This window comes from uncultured Campylobacter sp. (assembly GCF_938045225.1).
In the GTDB taxonomy this organism is placed as follows: Bacteria; Campylobacterota; Campylobacteria; order Campylobacterales; family Campylobacteraceae; genus Campylobacter_A.
The window spans coordinates 1-2874 of record NZ_CALINL010000251.1 but is presented as its reverse complement, the minus strand read 5'-3'; the positions used below and the strand labels follow the sequence as shown (position 1 = coordinate 2874).

The following is a 2874-nucleotide window of genomic DNA, read 5'->3' as shown; positions in this document are numbered from 1 at the left end:
GCTCCTTATACTGTTCTTTTTCTCTTATTGTTGTTTTTCTAGCTGAAATAATACATTTCTTAAATCATATAGTTTTATTAAAATATGCTTAACTTCAGCTTGTATTCAAAGTTTACAAACTGGTTTTTTCATGCTATAATAATCATTAATATAGTAATAATAAAATATAGGGCGAGCATACCGCCCGTATATACGCAATGCTTTCGCATTTCGTATAGTTCGGTGCTCGTAAGGGGGCAAATCCCTCCCCCTTAACCCCCCTTAAGCGGCTCGCGCCGTAGCAATTGAGAGGTTTAAATTTGATTGATAACTCGTCCGTAGAAAATAAAATTTTAATTTGCTGCATATACGTTGTAGCACTAGGTATCGTCTTTATGCTAGACTGGCTGATATTTTCTTCAGTCTTTTTTCTATTAGCCTGTTCGCTGGGAGTTATCATACCTTTATGTTTTTTAAGCGAAATTTTAAGTTGGATTAGAGGTAGGAGTAATGACTGACGATCAGAACAAAAGCTTTCCAAAAAGCAAAAAAAGAGCTGGAAAAACCAGAACCATCACAAAAATAATGCGTCTTACGCCGGAGGAGTGGAGTAAAATTCAAGAAAAAATGGATGAGAACGGTGGAGTAAATTTTACCAAATACGCCGTAAATTCGATGCTATCGCGATCCCTTACAAAAACGCCGCTCACAAAAGAGCTAATCCTTGAGTTATCGCGCCAAGGTAATAACCTCAATCAAATCGCTACGAGGCTTAACAAGGGCGAAAGTCTTGACAAGGTAGGGTTAAGTATTATATCAAGGTCGTTTGAAGCCCTAAGGGGCATCTATAAGCTTCTAAACAGCAAACATCAAGACGAGCAAAAAGCAAAAAACGATGATAGTCAAATTTCTACCCAGTAAAAGCGGCGGCGGTATAGGTAGCGTTAATTACGTTCTGAACGAAAGAGTACAGCAGGGTACGGCAAAAATTTTAAAGGGCGACGAGGCTCAAACCAGGGCTATAATAAGCCAAATTTCAAAAAAACAAAAGGTGTGTTTCGGGGTATTAAGCTTTCAAGAAAGCGCCGCAAAGATATCAGACCAAACTAAGCTAGAGATAATGGCCGACTTTGAACGCACGCTGCTAGGCGACTTTATGAAAGAGCGCGTAAATATCTTGTGGGTGCAGCACGAAGACAAAGGCGGTAGGTTGGAGCTAAATTTCATCATCCCTAAAATAGACCTGGTCACGGGAACGAGCTTTAATCCATTTTTCTACTCAAAACCCGACCTTACCAGGATCGATCTCTGGAAAAAAGCCGTAAATCTCGAATACGGCTTTAGCGATCCTGACGATCCTGGCAGAAAAAATACTATAAGCGCAAGCAAAAAAGACATTAAAAACTACGCAAACGTTGAAGCTTTGGATAAAACATTACACGAGCTAGTAGAAGCTGGAATGATTAAAAGCAGGGCTCAAATGCTAGAACTGCTACGCAATGAAAATATACAAATCAGCCGGGAGACTAAAAACTCGATCACTGTGATCCTGCCGGGCAGCACCAAAAAAAATAGACTTCAAGGGGGAATTTATGCAGATTTCAAAGACGCTAGAGAGCTTGAAGAGCGCGGCGCAGAAACAATCCGAAGAATACGTCAATATCATAACCGAGATATTCAATCAGAAATTCAACAATACCGAGACCAAATTAACGAACTTGTATCAAAGCGAGATGAATACAATATCGGAGAATTTGAACTCAAAACTAGAAAGCATCGAGCAAAAAGCAGAATCGACATTCAGAAAGATAGAACACTCAGCCAAGCAGACCAACGCCTACAAATGGACGACCTTGGCTCTAACGGCAATATTATTCGCGCTGATCGGAGCAGGCTCGGGCATATGGATAACCTGGAACAAAATAAACCCGGCGACGCAGTGGCAAATTCCGCAGGAAATGAGATACGTCGAGAGAACCAAGAGCAAAAAAGCGACCAATTATTTCCTCGAAATACCCAAAGAGAAAGTACAAACGGATGGCAATATGGCTTACATACACATCAAGACGATCGAGGATTAAGCGATGATGACGGCATTAGAAGAGGAATTGATAACAGAAAACGAGAGATTGACGCAGCAAGTCAAGCAATTGCTCCTAGAGTTGAAACAAGAGCGAGACTACAGCAACGATCTAGCGATGAGGCTAAACGACTGGAAAGCGACAGACGAAAAAGAAATCAACGAGCTGCTGCAGAACATCAGGAACGAATACGAGAGCGTTATAGACGACTTGACGAAGAAAATACAAAGCAATGGACAGAATATCGAGCTATTAGAAAAAGAGATGACGCGATACGAAAACTATATCAAGACGCAAGAAGAGCAGTTGAACAGCTATTCGAACGAGCTAAATCAACTATTGGCAACCTTATCGAGCATGCAAAACGACTGATTCTAGAGCAAAAAGAGGAGCAAGACCGAGAAAAGCGCAAACGTAGCGGTAGCGGTATGGGGCTGAGCAGATAATTCACATTATCCTCTAAAAGAGGTAGCCTTGCGGCGCTTTAGCGCATAAGCAAGGCGGAATAGGGGGTAAGGGGGCGGTGCGCAGTGCGTAAGCACAAGCACGTACACACGCCCCGGGTTCCGATTGTGCTTAAGCCAATTTTTGCGATTTTTTGCGGCGAAGTTTTCTTTTAACCTCTTTTTTAAATTCTTTTATATCTTTTAGGGTCTCGCTAGAGCCGTGGTACCAAGGGGTTTAGACATCATACAATAATAGATTTTCCGAAATACAATAATAGATTTTCCTCTTATACAATAATAGATTTTCCGAAATACAATAATAGATTTTCCGCTACTTTTCTATTATAAAAAATAATATATGGTATTGA

Annotated in this window: 2 protein-coding genes; both read left to right on the top strand. The window is 40.8% G+C overall.

Translation table 11 applies throughout. The features are described from left to right. The first annotated feature begins 489 nt into the window (after positions 1-489). Complete coding sequence (locus tag Q0200_RS08915; RefSeq protein WP_295140999.1) at positions 490-900, top strand: hypothetical protein; 411 nt, start codon at positions 490-492, stop codon at positions 898-900. After that, positions 875-2506 carry a hypothetical protein gene (locus Q0200_RS08910; RefSeq protein WP_297940483.1) on the top strand — a complete coding sequence of 544 codons (1632 nt, stop codon included), beginning with the start codon at positions 875-877 and terminating at the stop codon, positions 2504-2506. Before Q0200_RS08915 ends, Q0200_RS08910 begins: the two co-directional genes overlap by 26 nt. Positions 2507-2874: the final 368 nt, after the last annotated feature.

What these genes read in the sequence shown, in the direction of transcription:
- Q0200_RS08915 (WP_295140999.1), top strand. Translation starts at nt 490, where the DNA reads ATGACTGACGATCAGAACAAAAGCTTTCCAAAAAGCAAAAAAAGAGCT.
- Q0200_RS08910 (WP_297940483.1), top strand. Translation starts at nt 875, where the DNA reads ATGATAGTCAAATTTCTACCCAGTAAAAGCGGCGGCGGTATAGGTAGC.